The 18,699-nt window shown below is 50.3% G+C and carries 12 protein-coding genes; 10 read left to right on the top strand and 2 right to left on the bottom strand.

The window, feature by feature from the left end; genetic code table 11:
* Nucleotides 1-15: 15 nt before the first annotated feature.
* Genes NLML1_RS00060 through NLML1_RS00015 form a run of 10 tightly spaced genes read left to right on the top strand, consistent with a single transcriptional unit; the run spans nt 16 to nt 15,989 of the window.
* Nucleotides 16-3,156, top strand: a complete 3,141-nt coding sequence (locus tag NLML1_RS00060) for a TrbL/VirB6 family protein (RefSeq protein WP_285441580.1) — start codon at nt 16-18, stop codon at nt 3,154-3,156.
* A 43-nt stretch (nt 3,157-3,199) separates the two neighbouring features.
* A complete protein-coding gene (locus NLML1_RS00055; RefSeq protein WP_285441579.1) occupies nt 3,200-5,815 on the top strand; it encodes an inorganic phosphate transporter in 2,616 nt (871 codons plus the stop codon).
* A gap of 9 nt (nt 5,816-5,824) precedes the next feature.
* Complete coding sequence (locus NLML1_RS00050) at nt 5,825-6,724, top strand: PrgI family protein (protein WP_285441578.1); 900 nt, start codon at nt 5,825-5,827, stop codon at nt 6,722-6,724.
* An 11-nt stretch (nt 6,725-6,735) separates the two neighbouring features.
* Nucleotides 6,736-7,809 carry a TraC-like domain-containing protein gene (locus NLML1_RS00045; protein ID WP_285441577.1) on the top strand — a complete coding sequence of 358 codons (1,074 nt, stop codon included), beginning with the start codon at nt 6,736-6,738 and terminating at the stop codon, nt 7,807-7,809.
* Nucleotides 7,802-9,664, top strand: coding sequence for a VirB4-like conjugal transfer ATPase, CD1110 family (locus tag NLML1_RS00040; RefSeq protein WP_138076015.1), 1,863 nt, complete (start codon nt 7,802-7,804; stop codon nt 9,662-9,664). The genes NLML1_RS00045 and NLML1_RS00040 overlap by 8 nt, the downstream gene beginning before the upstream one ends.
* Nucleotides 9,665-9,679: 15 nt before the next feature.
* Nucleotides 9,680-12,895, top strand: a complete 3,216-nt coding sequence (locus NLML1_RS00035; protein WP_285441576.1) for a C39 family peptidase — start codon at nt 9,680-9,682, stop codon at nt 12,893-12,895.
* Nucleotides 12,892-13,386 (top strand): hypothetical protein, encoded by a 495-nt coding sequence (locus NLML1_RS00030; protein ID WP_285441575.1) that lies wholly within the window; start codon nt 12,892-12,894, stop codon nt 13,384-13,386. The genes NLML1_RS00035 and NLML1_RS00030 overlap by 4 nt, the downstream gene beginning before the upstream one ends.
* An 8-nt stretch (nt 13,387-13,394) precedes the next feature.
* Nucleotides 13,395-13,862, top strand: coding sequence for a hypothetical protein (locus tag NLML1_RS00025; protein ID WP_285441574.1), 468 nt, complete (start codon nt 13,395-13,397; stop codon nt 13,860-13,862).
* A complete protein-coding gene (locus NLML1_RS00020) occupies nt 13,847-15,193 on the top strand; it encodes a phage tail tip lysozyme (RefSeq protein WP_285441573.1) in 1,347 nt (448 codons plus the stop codon). The genes NLML1_RS00025 and NLML1_RS00020 overlap by 16 nt, the downstream gene beginning before the upstream one ends.
* Nucleotides 15,180-15,989 carry a hypothetical protein gene (locus NLML1_RS00015; protein WP_285441572.1) on the top strand — a complete coding sequence of 270 codons (810 nt, stop codon included), beginning with the start codon at nt 15,180-15,182 and terminating at the stop codon, nt 15,987-15,989. Before NLML1_RS00020 ends, NLML1_RS00015 begins: the two co-directional genes overlap by 14 nt.
* 1 nt (nt 15,990) lies before the next feature.
* Here NLML1_RS00015 and dnaN read toward each other — a convergent pair whose 3' ends face one another.
* A complete protein-coding gene (gene dnaN, locus NLML1_RS00010) occupies nt 15,991-17,091 on the bottom strand; it encodes a DNA polymerase III subunit beta (protein ID WP_285441571.1) in 1,101 nt (366 codons plus the stop codon).
* A 261-nt stretch (nt 17,092-17,352) separates the two neighbouring features.
* Nucleotides 17,353-18,699, bottom strand: a complete 1,347-nt coding sequence (gene dnaA / locus NLML1_RS00005; protein WP_285441570.1) for a chromosomal replication initiator protein DnaA — start codon at nt 18,697-18,699, stop codon at nt 17,353-17,355.

The raw sequence follows: 18,699 nt of genomic DNA, 5'->3' as shown, positions 1-18,699 counted from the left end.
TAATATATTCTCATAATGCTTACGCAAAAAAAGACCCCGCATCGACGTATTCGCATTACCTTGGTTGGGCTGGCCGCACTATTAGTCGTTCCGATGCTCATGACGTTTTTTGCGCTGTCGCCAACCGCTAACGCGGCTCGGGCGCGGCTTGATTATTCGCCATATCTCGCCCAAGTCAAACAGCGCTCTCTCGCGTTGGCCATGAGCAACTGTATTAGTCATCGTCAAGGATTTGATAGTGGACTCACCCCAGCAAGAATTGCCAGCGGTGATTGGGGCGGCAGCTTCACCACTATTACTACCGTCGGTCCAGTTGCCGACGGTGACGATGGGCAGTTTAGCTGTAAAGAACTAGTGTCCGCCACACGAGATACATTTGGCTACAGTTCTTTTACCGACATGTTCTGCGCGCTAAAGGGTGAGTGGCGAGATAACGCCGGCCTTGACTGTATTAGCAATATTACCAAGGGTGAGTACAGCGGTGGTAGGTGGAATATACCAAGGGACAGGGGCACGTACGCAATTCAGGTTCTTGAAAAAAAGGCTGGTAAAAGCCTAAAGTTCGACTCGGCATTGGTTAATTATTCCACGGCGATGGCGGCACTCTTGTCGGCCCAAAACGCTGGTTGTAAGGCCGAGTGGCGAGGATATGATAGCGGGGATGACGCCGCAAGTAATGACATAAAGGCCGATCAGCGCAATAAAAAAACAGCGGTTGCTTTAACTGACAGTACGGCAGCTTATGGATATTTTTATCTCCCGGATGCAGGTAAAAGGGTTCGTATGTTTCATGGAGCTGACTCGCCTTATGGTCCTTCTGGTGGTGCAAAAACAGAGATGTCATGTGCGGAGATTGCACAGTGGGCATCAGACAACGCTGAAGCAGCCGCAAAATCAGCAAAAACCGAAGCCGCCGATAATACCCGCAAGGCCGTTTATGACACTCTCCTAAAAAAATGTATCGAGAAAAACGGCGGAGGCGTCGGAGGGCCAGCGGAGCAAATATGTAAACAACAAGTTGACAGCTGGATGAACGCTTGTAAGGATAAGATGCCGTCAAGTGGTGCCGTGGCGAGTTCTGATGAATATATAAAGTGTATCGCCAAACAGTCAAATTATTCCGATGGTGAGCTAAAAAGCGCCCTCTCTGGTATCTCCGCCGACACCCCCTCTGGCCAGAGCGGGGGCGACGAGAAAAAGCCAGAGTGTGCCGTCAAAGACCTCGGTTGGCTCATTTGTCCAGTCGTTAATTTCTTGGCTGATATTTCAGACGCGGCTTTTGCCATGATCGCCGATAACTTCCTAAAGATTGAGCCGGGCCTCGCCTCTGGAGGTGAGGTGCAAGCAGCCTGGGGAATTATGCGCAATATTGCCAATGGTGCGTTCATTATTATGTTCTTAGCGATCATTATCTCTCAGCTCACTGGCTTTGGTATCTCAAACTACGGCATTAAAAAGATGCTGCCTCGCCTTATCATCGCTGCAATCCTCGTGAACGTATCAATTTACATCTGTCAAATTGCCGTTGACCTGTCTAACATCCTCGGCTATAGCCTGCGTGCTGGCATTGGCGGCATTGGCGACGAGATTACCCGAGCAAATGAAATTTTTCAATCAGGTCAAGGACGTGGTACATGGGGGGGCTTTGCCTTAACCATCCTTGCCGCAGGCACCGCCGGGATTCTCGCCCTCGCAGTCTTGATTGGGGCGCTTGTTTCTGGGCTAGTTGTTATGGCGACCGTCGCTGTGCTGTTAATCGCCCGCAAAGCGCTCATCATCATCCTCATCGTCATCTCACCGCTGGCTTTTGTTGCCTTTCTGCTGCCAAATACCGAAAAATTATTTAGTAAATGGCGCTCAATCTTTGTGGGACTACTCATGGTCTTTCCGACAATCGGCCTACTGTTCGGTGGCGGCATACTGGCGGGGGCTGTCGTTAAGGCCGGGGGTGGAAATGACACGATCATGCAGATTGTCGGTGAGCTAATCAAAGTCCTGCCACTCATCGCCGTGTGGAGTGTCCTCAAGAAAGCTATCGACGTTGCCGGGGCGATCGGTCAGCACATCAACAACGCTGGCGGTAGTCTCGGTGGCAGCGCCAGAAACTGGGCAAAAGATAGGTATGATAGTTCACGGCTTGGCGAGATGCAAAAATTCCGCAAGCAGCGACGACAGCGCCGCAAGGCCCTCATGCGGGCCGGGGCATGGGAGGGCACCGGAGCCCTAGATAAATTCTGGAGAAATCGAAAATCTCGGTTCAGCAAAAGATTTAACGAGAGCGCCTTAGCAAATAACCGCTTCCTCGGAGGAGATTATGGTATTCGCAGTGCTGCCGAAGGTCAGGATGCGGTTGATGACGAAGAGCGCAAGACAGCAGAGCGTATGCTTGATTATCGGTACAACGGCGATGCGGCCGCTGCACTGAGAGGCGCTGGAGACAACGAGATACTTAAACACATTGCCTTTAAGAAATTAGAGTCAACTGGTAAGCGCGGTGCCGAACAAATGTACGAGTATCTCCAGGGTGGTGGAACCATCAGCAACCGCCGCATGGCAGAAACCCTTACCAGAATGAAAGATGACCATGCCGGTCTGTTTGAAATGGGTAGAACGGCTATCGACCAGATGGAACAGGACGGAGCAACCTCGGTCAGCTTTAGCCAGCAACAAATGGCCGAACTGACCGCCAAGGGGGTCAGCGGATTAAGTGATGAAAAATTGGCACGACAGACATCAAGTGCCATCAAGGTCGCTGGTGAAACTGAATTCACTAAGGGTGGCCAGAAAATGGTCGGTGTCTCCGCCGAGAGGGCAGCCTCAGTGCTTGACAATAAACGTATTAATACCTCGATATCGGGTAGTGCGCGCAAAGAGCTTGAAAATATACGAAACAGCGATAGAGTAGCCGAACCTCAGGAGCTGCGAGTACCGCATGACATGAGCGGCGTAACAGCAGATGACGTCAAAAATGCGATTAATTCTACGGTAGAAATTAACAATATCACCGAGGCAGTCCCATCAGACACCCCAACGGGGCGAACATTCGTCGCCGGAACAGGCAGAGGGCCAGCTCCACCGCAATCCCCACCTTCAGCACCGCCAAATAATCAAAATAATCGCAATAATCGAAACAGCAATCCACCTACCGCCAGCTAAAAACTATTGACTTTTCTCTGTAAAAATGCTACCATTGTCGGTAATGGAGTGGTTACGTTCACAAGGGCGATCGTCGATGCGATGGTTGCAGTGGTTTATATTGCTGGCGGTGGGCCTCCTAGTCAGTATTTTTTTGAGTACGGTCGTAACCTCGGGCCAGGCGCTGGCGGCGGACGCGAAGTGGGATAGTAGCAAAATATCCTACGACAACGAAACCTTTGAGCGAGTTTCCGACGTCGACAAACTAAAGGCCCTTAACTTAGGGTCTGACCAAGTGGTCTACATGTCAAAGAAAACTGTAGCCAATAATCAAGACGTCCGCGTCATTCATTTTCCGTCAACAGGCGACCTCGGATCAATGACCTCGGTGTCCCTAACGACATTCACGTATACTGCGCCAAACACCTACACAAAGAAAGAATCGACCACACTATCAATTGACCCACCGAGCCAAAACTCTGCATCTTCGTGCGAGGTTGCTGGCGGTATCGGCTGGATCCTTTGTCCCGTTTCGGCGTGGTTAGCTAGCTCCATCGACTGGATGTTTGGGGTGCTCAAAAGCTTCCTCGTGGTGCCGCCGCTTCAGACGGGTAATCAGACTAGCGGTATCTTTCTGGCTTGGAATATCGTTCGCAACATCGCCAACGGTATCTTTATCATCATGTTCATAGTCATTATTTATTCACAAGTTACTTCTATGGGCATCTCCAATTATGGCATCAAAAAGATGCTGCCTCGGTTAATTGTCGCGGCGATACTGGTTAATTTGTCATTCCACGTCTGCGCCATCCTCCTCGACCTGTCAAACATCGCCGGAAGTGCGCTCCAGGACATGTTCATGAATATTCGTAACACAGTCGCCACCCTGGGCGGATCGGCGCCAGCGTCTGAACCCATGACCTGGCAAGAGGTCACCTTCCAGATTTTGGGAGGTGCCGCTGGCGGTGCGGCGTTGGCTGCGGGGCTCCATATGCGAGCCGAGCTACTTCCTTTTGTTGTGCCGCTTTTGTGTGGTATTGGACTTGTTATTCTTCTCGTTGTTATCATTATGGCCGCCCGTCAGGCGTTGATCGTTATTTTGATTATCATTTCGCCGTTGGCTTTTGTGGCTTACTTGTTGCCGGGTACGGAGAAGTGGTTTGACAAGTGGAAGGACGTCTTCTTGACGATGCTGATATTCTTCCCGGGGTTTGCGGCAGCCTTTGGTGGAGCGCAGCTGGCAGGCTCAGTCATTATGCAAAACGCCGCAGGCCCGAACGGGGCAGTGATGTATATCCTCGGTATGGCAGTCCAGATCGCGCCACTCGCCCTGACGCCGTTGATGATTAAGTTGGGTGGCGGGCTCCTCGGCAAATTCACTGGTCTCGTCAACGACCGCAGTAAGGGATTATTCGACCGATCTAAGAACTGGGCAAAAGAGCAGAGCGAGATTACTAAACATAAAAAACTCAACAAACGTCCAAATAGCAAATTTACCCCAACGGCATGGCGACGCAGACTGGCGCAGTCATCACAAAACCGTAAGGATAGGCTAGAGGGGCTGCGTAATCAGTCAAACGTACAGCGCACCGAAACCGCCAGCTACAGAAAGCTTGACCAGTTTAGGCGCTCTGTTGAAGAAGATAAAAATATCGCCGAAGGGAAGCTGCAGTCAGCATGGAATGCGCATCAAAGTACTGACAAGGCGGCTATCGTTCAGGATTTCCAATCACGGTCCATTCGTCAGATGGTTGATGCTGAGAAGCAGGTGCTCGACAATCGCTTTACGGCGCTTCAGACTGGACACGGGGAATTGCCAGAAAATGTTGCCAATAACACCGCAGTCCAAGAGGCTGTACAACGAGCACGTGATTCACATCAAACTCTCGCGGTTCAAGGTTTGCGCAAGAGCGGTATCGATCGTGTCCTCAACGATCAGTTCGCTCGTGCCATGCGTGATGACAATACCGGCGCAGAGCTTCGATCGGCCGCTGGTGGTATCGAGGACGCTTACTACGCATCAATTCCAGGTATGAGTGATGATCTTGGGTCGCGACGCGCCGCCGCTGCTGCCGCTCAAACGGTGAGTGCCGCCTACGAAGAATCGGTCAAGAATGCCACCGCTATCCTCAACGGCAGCAACGTGAGCGATGCCGACACAGTAAGTCTCATCGGTGGCAATGCTGTTGGCAATATCCCAGCAACCGACGACATCAGGAATGCGGCTGGTCGCAAGATCGCAAGCAGTCGTGGTGCTAAACCGCTACTCGATATGCTCAGCAAGGTACAGATGAATAATTTGACAGACGACCTCGCCCAAGAACTTGGTGTAGCATTGAAAAACAATAGTGCACGACCATGGTGGCTAGGTGGATCGGAGTGTGTTGATATACAGGCCAATGCTATCAAGGATACCGGTGACGCCTTCAAGGTGCGCAATATGATAAAGGCTTTTGAGAAGGGTAAGTTGAGTGCCGACAAAGCCCTGGCAAGTGACGCGGTATTCCTTGAGGATACGCTTGATATGATGCAAAAGTACAATATTGCTGCGCAATTAACCCCTGATACAAAGGAATTCCTCAATGAGAGTATTGAAACCGTCCTAACAGACGAGCTCTATAAGGGTCGATATACTCGTGAGCAAGGAGACGCCCTCAAAGGCATTCAGAGTCTGCTATAATAATACTCAATGGCTGTCTACAAAGTTCCCCAGGATGTGGAAGCTGAAGACAAGCTGCTCGGGCCGTTTAGTTTCAAGCAGTTTATTTTCTTGATCGTCGCGATCGGCATGATTGCGCTGGCGTGGGGGCTGTTCTCGGTGCTGCCGCCGCTGGCGATTATCCCGGTGCCGGTTGCACTGTTTTTCGGAGCGTTAGCCTTGCCGCTGCGCAAGGATCAGCCGATGGAGGTGTACCTCGCAGCGGTTATTTCGTTCATCCTCAAGCCCAAGCAGCGACTGTGGCGAGCCGATGGCATTGAGCGAATGGTCGAGGTGATCGCCCCGCGGATTGAGGAAAAGCAATACGGCAAGGGGTATGACCAGGCCGAGGTCAATCGCCGGCTGTCGTATCTGGCAACGCTGGTGGACACGCACGGCTGGTCGGTGCGCGGTGTCGATAATCCAAACAGCTCGGTGATGAATAGTTCGATGCAGGCGGATTGGTACAACGAGGCCCAAACCGCCCAAGACCCGCTCGACCCAAGTAGCAAGACAGCCCGCGCCTTTGAAACACTCATTGAGCGAGCCGACGAAAGACGCCATGATAAAATTGTCCAGCAAATGCAGCGAGCCCAAACTACCCCAACCACCCAGACCACCCAAGACAGCCAAGACGACCAAGCCTACTCGCTACAAACCTCGACCTTCAACCCCTATCCAACTATGCAGCAGTCTATCATCACGCCCATCAGCGAGCAGACGACCGCGACGACTCACACCGACCAGGCGCCCCCTAGCACAGCACCCGTCTCGCCTGCTATAATGGATCTAGCGCGTAATCACAGCGATCTGTCGGTCGCCTCACTGCAACGAGAGGCCGGTCGTATCCAAAAAGAACATGATAAGGAAGTCGTGATTTCGCTTCACTAGGTGGGATGTCTATGCAACCAAATCAGCAACAGCAACCATATCACTATCCACCAGATGCAGCCGCTGCACCACCGTTTGGTGCAGCGTCAAATCCACCAACCATGCCGGGGGTTATTGCCTCTGGGCCTGACCCAGTCTCCGCAGAACCAACCTCACTGTACGCTCAGTACCCTGATCAGTTCAGCCCGCTGCCACAGCAATTACCGCAGGCGCCAGCCCAGCCACAGCCGATGCCAAGCGCACAACCCGTGGCACAACCAGCCCCCAACCCACCGTCCGCACCCGAGCCCAACCAACCACAGCAAACCCCGCAACAACCCGCCAAGCAGCCGACTGGCCAGGCAAAGCCTCAACAAAAAGGCCCGACCAGCACCCAGAACACACTGCTATTTTCTGAGATGCGCGAGAACATGATCATCATGAATGACGGCAGCTTTCGGGCGATTGTTCAGTGTCAGTCAATCAACTTCGACCTGATGAGTGGCCGCGAGCGTGAGGGAATCGAATTTAGCTACCAAAACTTCCTTAACTCGTTATATTTTCCGGTTCAAGTACTCATTCGCTCACGGCGCGTTGACATCGGGCCGTACATCGACCGCCTGATTGACATTCGCCGCAACCAAGACAATATGCTCCTGAACGTGCTGATGGATGACTACATCAACTTCATCGATGTCCTCGCCCAAGAAGCCAATATTATGGATAAGGATTTTTATATCGTTGTGCCGTATTATCAGAGTGGCGACATGCAAGTTATCAAGCAGCAGGCCAAGGGTCTATTCGATAGCTTCTTCGGCGGCAAGAAAGACAACACCGTCACCAAGATTGAACAAACCGCCTACGAAAAGGCCAAGGATGAAATTAAGAACCGAGTTGATTCGGTAATGAGCGGGCTGTTTCAGATGGGCGTAAAGAGCGCGCAGCTTAATACCAAACAGCTGGGCGAATTATTCTATAGTTCATACAACCCCGACGTGGCGCCACAGCAGCCACTCAGTGTTGGTGCCGATGAACTGGCGACAACCTATGTCCGCAAGGGGCAGGGCGAGTCGCCACATGGATATGGAGGAGCACGACATGGCTAGGAAAAAGAAGCTAGACGCCATTGATATCGCCGCCCAACAGCGGGCCCGCGAGCAGGCCGAGGTTGAGCAGGCCTTTCTCACTGGCGTGAGAACCTTGCGCGACTTTATCGCTCCGAGCAGCCTCGAGCTCAAGTCTGACCACTTCCGCCTCGGCTCAAAATACGGCCGCACCATGTACGTCTACGGGTATCCGCGCGAGCTATACACCGGTTGGCTCAGCTCGGTGATCAACATCGACGAGGTGCTGGATATCAGTATGTTCATTTACCCGGTTGATACCCAGGTGGTGCTCAACAACCTACGTAAGAAAGTGACTCAGCTCGAGGCCAGCCTTAGCATCAATTCCGAGAAGGGCAAGGTGCGCGACCCAGCCATGGAAGCGGCATTGCAGGACGCCGAGGAACTACGCAATCAGCTACAGATCGGCTCGGAAAAGTTCTTCCGCTTTGGCCTTTACATCACGATTTATGCCGACAGCATTGATGAGCTCAACTTTATCCAACACAAGATCGAGACAATTTTTGGCCAGCAGCTGGTGTTTTCTAAGGTTGCCTCAGCTCAACAGGAGCAGGGCCTCAATAGCACTATTCCACAGCTGACCGACCAGCTCCAGGTTCGCCGCAACATGAATACCGGCGCTATTTCCACCAGCTTTCCGTTTACCTCGGCCGACCTGACCGACGGCAAGGGCGTGCTCTATGGTATCAATATGCACAACAACGGCTTGGTAATTTTTGACCGCTTTTCCCTCGAGAATGCTAATATGGTAGTGTTCGCGAAATCTGGTGCCGGTAAGTCGTTCACGGTCAAGCTCGAGGCGCTGCGCAGCATGATGCTTGGCTCGGACATCGTGATCATCGACCCAGAAAACGAATACCAGAAATTGTCCGACGCCGTTGGCGGTAGCTACATTCGACTCAGCCTCAACAGCGATACCCGCATCAATCCGTTTGATCTGCCGCGGGTGATTGATACCGATGAGGCAGACGATGCACTGAGGGCGAATTTAGTGACGCTGCACGGGTTGCTGCGGCAGATGCTGGGTGGCTCACAGACGACGGCGGGCGGGCAGATTATCGCTGGACTGACGGCTGCCGAGGAGGCTGATATTGACCAGGCACTGATTGATACGTACGCCCGCGTCGGCATCACCGCTGACCCATTGACCCACCATTCGACACCACCAACCATTGCCGATCTCTACGATACACTGCTTCATATGGGTGGCACCGGGCCAAGCCTCGCTCAGCGGCTGCGCAAATTTACCTCCGGTACTTTCGCTGGTATCTTTAGCCAGCAGTCAAATATTGATATCAATAACACCATGGTGGTCTTTAATATCCGCGACCTCGAGGACGAGCTGCGGCCGATCGCTATGTATATTGTGCTCAATCACATCTGGAACATTACACGTACCGACCAAAAACGACGCATGCTCATCGTCGATGAGGCGTGGCAGCTGATGCGCTACGACGACTCGGCCAACTTCCTGTTTTCTCTCGCCAAGCGTGCCCGCAAATACCAGCTCGGCCTCACGACCATCACCCAGGACGTCGAGGACTTTATGGGCAGCAAGATGGGCCGTGCCATTGTCGCCAACTCATCGATGCAGCTGCTACTCAAGCAGTCAACCAGCGCCGTTGATGTCCTTTCCAGCGTCTTTAAGCTAACCGAGGAAGAGCAAAAACGCCTTGCCAATTTCCCCGTGGGGCAGGGGTTATTCTTTGCCGGACAAAACCACGTCCACATTCAGATCCAGGCTAGCGACACCGAATACGAACTCATCAACACCTCGCCGATCTCTCGACACCAACTACCATCAGAAACACCGCTCGGCGGGTACGGGGCAGTGTAGTATAATTGGAGGCATATGGCAACAGCAACAAAACCGCCGCGATTTGACACCACGACCGATCCTGATGCTGATGGGCGAGCAAACCCGTTTGAGCTACATGATGATTCATCGGAGCAACTGAATGCTGGTGAGCAAGCAGCGCTCGACCAGATAGAGGCTAGTCTACGAGATGATGGCCTTGATAATGATCAGTTCGGCTACCAGGCGAATCGAGATGCCAACATCGAGGGTGCTGCACAAAAAATAACAGACAAAGAGAATGGTACTGCAAATCAAGGACCACAAAGTGGTTTTTATCAACCAGAAAAATCTAATCGAACTATGCCCAAAAGTCAAGCCGCTAAGCTCATCGCTCTTGCTAAAAAACGCGGCGGTATCGCTGGTTTAATGATATTATTTGGTGTTGGTGGTGGTCTACTGGCTTCGGTGTTTGGTCCGGCATCAATGCTCATCAATCTCATGGAAAACCTAACTCTTGGCAACGATTCTAGTTCAGTTGTCTCTGAACGACGTCTCGCAAAAAACTTGGCGAATATGATCACAAAGCCCGGCGTTTGCAATAGTAAAAAGATGAAGTGCAAGGCCGGCACGATTTCAAATAAAGGTTTACGCCGTCTCGCAAAGCACGGTGTCGTGGCGGCCGATGCTAAAGGCAAACCGCTTAATCTAAAAAGGCTTGGCTACCCCAGTGGTAACCCAGAAAAGTTCATCGTTGACGGTAAACATATCAAGGCTCAAGACTTGCCCGGTTTTTTAAGTGCTAAAGAAAACCGTGGTCTTGCCGCCAAAGTCCTTGGTCGATCCGGTGCATTTAACATGCGATTTCGCGTTTGGTCAAGTAAATATCTCGCCAAAAAGTTCTTTAGTAAGTTTAAGCGCATAAAGCGAAACGGGGGAGCGGCCACGTGGGCCGAAGAAAACAAAAAGAATAACCGACAAAATCAAAGCCCAACCGGTTCTGACGGTGAAAAAAAGAAGACCCCATCTGAAGAATATCGTGCTGACGATAAAGTAAACCAAGCAGACATCGAAGAGTCTGGTAACAAAGCCAAAACGCATGCCGACAAAAAACTGAAGCGTGCGCGGCGTGCTGGCTCAGCCTATACCCTCGCAACAGGTGCCTGTATCGCTGGACATGTGCCCGACTTTATCGTTGGCGGTGTCGCTGGAGCGCAAATGGCGGCACTTATCCCACCGATAGCTAATATCGTTCTCTCACCAGGATCACAACAAAAGGCTTCAGGCCTTGATCCGCGCTTCGCAATGACTGCTGCTGGTATGGAGTTTGTTGGCACAATGTTAACCTCTCGCCACAAAGGCAGTAATGGCAAAGCCGAGTCAGCCCTTGATTCACCACTCCTGCTCTCTGCTATGGGTGTCAATAAAAATAAAGTTCCGCTATCTGAAAAATTTGCACCCGGACTTAAAGTTCGTCGTCATCCAGCCATCCAAGCGATGTATCAATATAAAGATGCCACCAAGGGCGCCTGTAACGTCATCATGAGCGACCAGGCTATGTACACAGCCATGGCCGTCGATGCAGCAGCGACAGCCCTAGCAGCGCCAACACTTATCGGCGGTATTGTCAAGGCAGTGGGTGATTTCGCAATCTCTCAGATTACCTCTGTCATTATAGGCGAAATAACCAAAGCGGCCACAAGTGCAGCTGTTCAGGCGATATTCAAAGCCATCGTTGGCGATAATGACATTGCAAATGCTAAGGGTAAAGAGTTTGGTGATATGCTCGGAACATCGGCTGGTGCATTTTTTGCAGCAGCAAACTCAGCAAAACATCTGCCGGTATTGTCTAAAAAAGGCCTCTCTAGTTTTAATCAAGTTCGTCTCGCTAACGAGCGACAACAACGTGAATACGACATCGCCTCACTCAGCCCATTCGACACCTCTAGTCGCCACACATTCCTCGGCAGCCTCACCTTTAACCTGCGTCAGATGATGCTCCAGTCTGGTAGTTATAATAATTCATTCGCATCAATCTTCTCTAATATCATCCACCTCCCAGCAATGGCGCTTTCATTTGGAACCGCCGCCAACGCGAGCGATAACTACTCGGCAAATTACTGTGGTTATGCCGAAGACTTTGGCTTAAAGTCCGAGGTTAATGGCCGCGACGTTACCCCGGCAGTGAACTTTGCCGGCGCTGGGTGTACGGGCTTCACTAAACAGCAGGACGATATGGGTGTTGAGGAGGCACGAGAGATCCTGGCAAAGGCTGGGTGGATTGATGAAAGTGTTGATATAGAAAAAGAAGACGACATTGAGGCATTGGTCAGTAAAGGATATATAAAAGACAATACGCCGCTAAAATCGTTTATTGAATCTTGTAGCGATGTCAGCTCAGCAGAATACTCGACCAATATGACCGGCTGCGTTCTCGATGAATCTAGTACCAGGCAAACTACTGGCAAACTCTCCAGCGGCGGTTATCGTCCTGTTGTCGAAAGCGAAAATGGCAAAACAAGCGCCGACACCGACTTTGGCTCAATTGACACCGCCGACAGCAGAACCCTCGCCGCCATCTCCGTCTTTTTAATGGATTATCAGATCCAAAATTCCATTAACGGCGAAGACGACGAAGAGCTTGTCGGCAGTAATCAGTCTAATGGCGCCTCAAACTCCCAAACCGGCGAAAATCTCGATCAAATTAAGATGTACTATCAGTCAGAAGAGCCATGGAAGAATAAAAAATACGGCATTGGTAATATTGGTGATTGTGGCTGTGCGCCAACCTCTATGGCTGCTATCATCTCGACTGTCGGCAATACAACCGTTGATCCAGAAAAAATGGCTGAGTTTTTCTATCAAAACGATGGCCAGAGGGGTGGTGAGCATTGTGGTTCGAATTGGATATGGGAAAGTAAAGCTCAGCTATTTAAGGATAAGTTCGGTATTACGATCAAGAAAGTACAGCCAAGCGCCGAGAATGCCTCAAGAGGTCTGTCCGAAGGTGGCCTAGTTCTTATATCAGTTGGCGGGAAAACACCGTTTATCCAGGGTGGTCACATTATGTTTATTCGCGGAAAAACTGCTGACGGTAAGTTCCTCGTTGGTGATCCGAATAAGCGCTCCAACACCGAAAACAAAGCCGGCTTTGCGGCGAGCGAATTTCACTTTGGTGAAAAGGCAGACAAGGGTAAAAATGAAGAGAATGATGGCACAACAGGTATGTGGGTGATCACTGGACCGAAAAAAGTTGGAGGGCGGTCATCGTGAGAGAGTTCCTTTTAGCACACAAAACAGCAATTATTGCTACGTTATCATTCATCATACTCTCCGCCTCAGTCGTTGTCGTCATTCTACTGCTACCACCCACCAACCCATCGGCCCCATCGCAATCGCCTAATAACAACCAATCAGAGGGTAAACAGTACGAGGGACCAACCGGCGGCAGTGGCCAGCCAACAACACAGCAGTTGATCCTCAGCGGGTGGGATACGAAGAATAGCGCCAATAAAACACTGGCCGCATTCATCAATGATGACACTCAAAATTCACTCGTTGCAGCGATTCTTCGCCACTACGTAAGTAAACATGCGACCTCTGATACCCTTGTGTCTGGAGCGATCACTAATGTAGTTTTTGATGAAAGGGTAATATCATTCACCGTGACCGTTAAGAACACCACCGCGTATGTCGTGCAGTTTACTATCGCGGATAACACCATCACCATTCGAACCGCAAGTGGGGAGCCAGTAGCGTTATGATAGATAACATGAGTTATTACTCCCAGCAGCCACGTGACGATAGGCGATCGTTGGCGATTATAGCCGGACTGTGCGTCGCGGCGATTGCGCTGATAATCGTCATTATTCTAGTTGTTATCCGCAACAACACTCCATTAAACCCAGGACCAACTAAAAATCTTACAATCCCAGAAAAAACATTGCGCGAATCGGCTTCCGCTGCTTTTACCAACCTACAAGTTACGACAACACCGCGACAAACATTTCTCGAAAAAATTGACTTCGAAAGTGAGTGGATTTTTCTGAAAGCAATTGCTGCCAATGTTACGACTACCAATCCATCGCGCACATTATATGTCATATTAAAGAAAGATGATCACGGCAATTTACAGCTCATCGCATATTCAACCGGCAGGGAGGCGTGGCGGGCAGCTGGTGGTAACATACTACCGGATAACGCGAGAGAGCGAGCGAGGAAATTATGGAACGAAAATTAGCCTTTCAAAGAGTCGCTATTATTATATCAATTATTTCGCTGCTTTTTGGGAGCTCACCGGTATTTGCCGAACTAAATACCGATCAACTGCGCGCGACATTTGAAGACAATAGTATCCTTTTTAGTAATAATTCTGAAGATACAAACTGTTCACCAAATGCTGCACAGTCAGCGAGTGGGGCAGCAGGCGAGCTAGTCGGCGAAGATAATCTAAAGAAAGCATTTAATTACTTTATATCCAAAGGTGCGCCAAAGTTTGTTGCAGCAGCAATCGTTGGTAATTTATATCAGGAGTCAAAAGGTAACCCAATTCTTCGTCAAAATAAAGGCTCCGAGCCAAATCCGCTCAAGGCCGGCGGTAAGTACCACCCATGGAACCCGAGTAAACCGGCTGGTATGGGTGATGCCTGGGGAATCGCCCAGTGGGACCCGGGCGTAGCCGTCCTTTATTGGCAACAGCAGGCTGGCGTCCAGGGTGATGTTACCAGCCTCGAGGTGCAACTAGCTATCGTCTGGTGGCAGCTCCAGAATCTTGCACCGACCTCGCGTAAAAACGTTCTTGCCGAAATGACGGCCTCGGGCAACGTAAACGAGGCAACCTCTATTATGGTAAAGAAGTTCTTTGGTGCTGGTATCCCACGAACCGATATTCGCGCAGCTTATGCTAACAAAGCCATGAGCTGGGAGCCAGATCCTTCTATCGCAGCCGCAGCAGCTTCTGGTGCCGCTACTAACTGCAGTGATGGTAGTGGAGGTGGAGGCGGCACCATCTCCGAAGGCGGCCTCAACGAAGAGCAGGCAAAGAAATTCATGATGAATTACGGCGAAAATAAGAACAATGAAAGCCAGAAGGCTATGGGTGGTTATCTGTGGAATAATTGTAATGGTGGCGGCTCGAATTGTGTGTCGTTCTCTGTATTCTTTTTAAACAAGTTCACTTCTACAAAAGGCGTCTATACACCCGGAAATGGAGAGGCGGTTGTGTCATACTTAAGGAGCAATAGGCGCGTGCCAACCGGCAAAACACCAAAGGTTGGAGCAATATTTAGCTGGAACGGTGGGCGGTATGGACATACTGGTGTCGTCCTCGGCATTCACGGTGATACTGTTATCGTTGGCCAAGCGAGCTGTAGTGGTCCCGGTAAGGGGCGCGGTGATGGTACACAATCGGGTGGTGGATCTGGTTTCATTCGCGTAGGTAAGATCAACGAGACAAAGGCGTGGCTCGGTCGCCTACCAGATGAGTTTGCCTACCCAGAAGTTGACATGTCGGCAGTAGCAAGTTATGTTGGAGCAAGCACAGGTGGAGGTGGTGGTAATGTTGCACTATAATAAAAAACTAATTTTCATTATCTTGGGGTTTATTGGTGTTGTTATTATCACTACGGTTGCCTATATACTACTGCTACGCAACCCTCTTGGTGGAGAAATGCATATCGAAAATCTCAGTACATATACAAATGGTAAACCGACCGACGCTAAAACCCTCGAAACAATCCGTCACGCATTATATACCGCCATCCGTAACAATTACGCTGGCAATTTGCCGGACAACTCTATTAAAGACATCCTTGTCCGCGACGGGTCGTTCAAGCAAACTCATGATCAAGCGAAAGACATCCACACCGTTAACTTCATTGTTGATATTAAAAGCCTACAGCAATCGTATCTTGTCGAATATACGTGGTCACAAAAAACCAATCTTGACGAGGATGCCCAGTATCAATATGGTACAACCGTTTCATGCCTACCAACTGATCAGCTAATATACGGTTATTTTGGCTGTAATGATGACTTTTCACGAATGCGTGGACTACGAAGCCCGTATCTAGTTGTCAACTGGAGCGGCCAAAATGATCAGTACGGCAATTCATTATCTAACCAACTAACCGGCAATGACACTGACTACATTGAGAAGCTAATCATGAGCGATTATTCTTATGACCACAAACTATCACGTATCGCTACACAAACAACGATAAAAGATATCGTACGTGATACATCATCAGGAAAAAATACGCTATCATTTACTATTACTGTTGAGGATAAATTAGCCTACAATATCACTATTGATTACGATAATAGTCGACGAATTGCCATTACTCAAGACGGTCGATCACTCAACTAGCCTAGCGCTTCAACGGCATAACAATATGCATACAATCTGGCGTGGGGGTCTGCTCGCGGATGACGCATGGCGACAGTTTGCCGTTAAACGAGAAGGTGACAGTCTCGCCATCAGTGGCGCCAAGTGACTCGATCAGATAACGAGAATTGAGCGTAATCTCGCCGTCGCTCGACACCTCGGCACTAGCCTCAGAGGTATTCTCACCGAGCTCCGAAGCAATTGAATGGATTGATAGTAGCGCTTGCTCGTGACTAGCCTTGAGGGTAATGCCGCCACCCGATTCGCGCGCAAAGAGACTGGCAACCTTGGTGATGCGCAGGAAATCGGCTTTTCTAATTACCACCTCGGTCTCGGCGAGTTTAGGAATCAGTTGACGATAGTCGGGAAATTTACCATCGATTAGCCGACTCACGATCTCTAAGTGATCCGTCCGAAACCCGACCTGTGTTTCATCAAAAAACAAACTTACGTCACTTGTTTCGGTATCGAGACTCCGCAGCACCTCCTGGAGTGTCGATGCTGGCACGATGGCGGTAATTTCACCGTCAAATCTCATCAGCCGTTTCTCCGCCAACCGATAACCGTCCGTGGCCGCTAGACACAACTCACCATTATAGGTATGCCAGTACACACCAGTTAACACCGCCCGCGTGGCATCACTAGACGTCGCGATAATGGTTTGCGAAACTGCCTTTTTTAGCTCATCGGCACTCATATCCAGTCGCACCGCCGTCTGCTCATCCACTGTCGGTAGCTCCGGAAACTCATCCGCCACGACACCATTAATAACGGATGAAAACTTGTCTGCGGTCAGATGTAGATGCTCGTCCTTAACCTCCAACTCGACCGTACCACTTGGCAGGCTGGCGACAAACTCGCTCACTAGTCGGGCTGGGATAGTTATCGAGCCGGGCCTCTCGACCTTGGCGCCAACATACTGGGTAGAGGCGATCTCCAGATTCGTCGCCGCTACGACCAGCCGAGAGCCATCGGTTCGTAATAAAATGTTATTCAGTATCGCCAGTTCGTTACGACTAGCGGCGATGCGCCCGACATTAGCGAGGGCTCTGGCGAGGTTTTCTTGGGTGACGGTGAGCTTCATATTCTTATTATAATCCTTTTTCTTATCTTTATTCAGTAGTTAGTAATAATAGGTACTGTGGAAACTGGGTAAAGATCGTGTTTGGACAGGGGTAGTAGTGGTATTGTGTCAGTGGAAAAGATAGTGGATTTGCTGGGTATGGTGTCGTGGACAAGACGCCGATTATCCACGTGATGCTGCTTAGCCCATTTGATGATAACCAGATTAGTGGATAGTCGTTCACAAGTTTGTCGCTGGTTACGCGCACGTTTTACCCAGGTTTTACACATAGAGCTTGTCCCGGATGTCGTTAATTTGTTCACGAATGTTGACGCTAATGAGCATCTCCTTGCTAATTTTGTCAACCGAATGAATGGCGGTGGTGTGGTCTTTGCGGCCAAGCTCTTGGGCAATTTTTGGAAAGCTCATCTTGAGCTCGCTGCGCAGCAGGTACATGGCAATTTGGCGTGGCTGCATGATGTATTTATCGCGCTTTGGTGAACACACATCCTTGACCTCAACGCCAAAGTGGCGAGCAGTTTTGTCGATAATTTGCTTGGCGGTGATATGTTGCGGGCGAGAGCGCTTGATATTACCAAGTAGCCCCTCGGCGGTTTCGGTATCGGGCGTGATGTTCTGCATCTCGGCGTAGGCTAGGAGTTGATTGAGCGCCCCCTCAAGTTCGCGAATATTGGTCTTGAAATTGGTGGCGAGATATTCGACGACATCGGCGGATAATTCGACATTGCTCAGGCCGGCCTTGGCAGTAACGATAGCGCAGCGAGTTTCATAATCCGGCATCTGCACGTCAATCGTCATGCCCCACTCAAAGCGACTGCGCAGGCGGTCGGTCAGGGTAGGGATGCTTTTGGGCGGCTTGTCAGAGCTGATGATAATTTGCTTGTCGTTTTGGTGTAGGTCGTTAAAGGTGTGAAAGAACTCGTCCTGAGTTTTTTCCTTATTGGCGATAAACTGCATATCGTCAACGATCAGGACATCGACGTTACGATATTTGTCGGAAAATCCTTTTTTCTTGAAGCGAATCGAGTCGAGAAATTCACTAACAAAGGTCTCGGTGGTGGTATATAGCACGCGGGCGGAGGGTTGGCGCTTAATAATCTCGTTACCAACGGCCTGCATTAAATGGGTCTTGCCAAGCCCCGAACCGCCATAGAGATAAAGCGGGTTATATTTGGTGCCAGGACTAGCGGCAATTGCTTGACAGGCGGCGTGCGCCAAGTCATTACTCGAGCCAACGATGAAGTTGTCAAAGGTATAGCGCGGGTTGAGGTTGGTTGCTGATTTTTTAGACTGCTTGATGATCGGTTGGGTGGCGGCCGCTGAATTTGGTTCATCACGGCTGAGGCGCTGCTTTCGAGCAGCTGTTTTTTTGGGTCGAAAATGAATCGTCGAGACCGCAAGGCCGCTTCGCTTCAAGCCGTCAGCGATGCGCTGATAGTAGCGTTTTTCCAGCTGTGTCAACACGAAGGGGTTGGGTGATAGGACGGCCACCTCATTAGCAGATATAATGTCAAGCTCGGTCGACTTAAACCAGGTCGAAAATGACGATGGCGGAATTGAAACCTCAATTTCACCCAGCACTCCCTGCCAAATAGCTTGACTATTCAC

It is taken from the genome of Candidatus Nanosynbacter lyticus (assembly GCF_030253515.1).
GTDB lineage: Bacteria > Patescibacteriota > Saccharimonadia > Saccharimonadales > Saccharimonadaceae > Nanosynbacter > Nanosynbacter lyticus_A.
Note: the sequence above shows the minus strand (reverse complement) of the source record. Positions and strands in the feature narration are given on the sequence as shown.

What these genes read in the sequence shown, in the direction of transcription:
- NLML1_RS00060 (WP_285441580.1), top strand. Translation starts at nt 16, where the DNA reads ATGCTTACGCAAAAAAAGACCCCGCATCGACGTATTCGCATTACCTTG.
- NLML1_RS00055 (WP_285441579.1), top strand. Translation starts at nt 3,200, where the DNA reads ATGGAGTGGTTACGTTCACAAGGGCGATCGTCGATGCGATGGTTGCAG.
- NLML1_RS00050 (WP_285441578.1), top strand. Translation starts at nt 5,825, where the DNA reads ATGGCTGTCTACAAAGTTCCCCAGGATGTGGAAGCTGAAGACAAGCTG.
- NLML1_RS00045 (WP_285441577.1), top strand. Translation starts at nt 6,736, where the DNA reads ATGCAACCAAATCAGCAACAGCAACCATATCACTATCCACCAGATGCA.
- NLML1_RS00040 (WP_138076015.1), top strand. Translation starts at nt 7,802, where the DNA reads ATGGCTAGGAAAAAGAAGCTAGACGCCATTGATATCGCCGCCCAACAG.
- NLML1_RS00035 (WP_285441576.1), top strand. Translation starts at nt 9,680, where the DNA reads ATGGCAACAGCAACAAAACCGCCGCGATTTGACACCACGACCGATCCT.
- NLML1_RS00025 (WP_285441574.1), top strand. Translation starts at nt 13,395, where the DNA reads ATGAGTTATTACTCCCAGCAGCCACGTGACGATAGGCGATCGTTGGCG.
- NLML1_RS00020 (WP_285441573.1), top strand. Translation starts at nt 13,847, where the DNA reads ATGGAACGAAAATTAGCCTTTCAAAGAGTCGCTATTATTATATCAATT.
- NLML1_RS00015 (WP_285441572.1), top strand. Translation starts at nt 15,180, where the DNA reads ATGTTGCACTATAATAAAAAACTAATTTTCATTATCTTGGGGTTTATT.
- dnaN (WP_285441571.1), bottom strand. Translation starts at nt 17,091, where the DNA reads ATGAAGCTCACCGTCACCCAAGAAAACCTCGCCAGAGCCCTCGCTAAT.